This is a genomic window from Gemmiger formicilis, from assembly GCF_016901605.1.
GTDB classification, from domain to species: domain Bacteria; phylum Bacillota; class Clostridia; order Oscillospirales; family Ruminococcaceae; genus Gemmiger; species Gemmiger formicilis_B.
Genome location: NZ_JACJKP010000581.1, coordinates 1 through 299, shown reverse-complemented (window position 1 = coordinate 299; position 299 = coordinate 1). Strand labels below are relative to the sequence as shown.

1 protein-coding gene is annotated in these 299 nt (G+C 60.9%); it reads right to left on the bottom strand.

From position 1 onward, the window contains the following. Nucleotides 1–299, bottom strand: a 299-nt coding sequence (locus H6B10_RS16015; protein ID WP_204652424.1) for an adenylosuccinate synthetase, incomplete at both ends; no start/stop codon positions are given.

Here is a 299-nt window from a genome sequence, read left to right as displayed (position 1 = left end):
TGCCAGCCGGGCATCTTTTCCACAACAGGCTGTGCGTCATCCAGCGTTTTGCCCATGGGGAACCGGGTGGTCAGGCTGCCGTCAGACAGACGGTACTGCGCCACTACGGGGATTTCCTCCATGTAATCCAGCACGTCCAGCAGGGTCAGTGCCAGTTCATCGCAGCCCTGGCACTGTACGCCATACCGGCTGGCAACCGCATCAAAGGGACCAACCCGACGGGGACGACCGGTAGCCGCGCCGTACTCATGGCCATGCTCACGCAGAACATCCTTTTCTTCCTCGGTCATCGCCAGTTC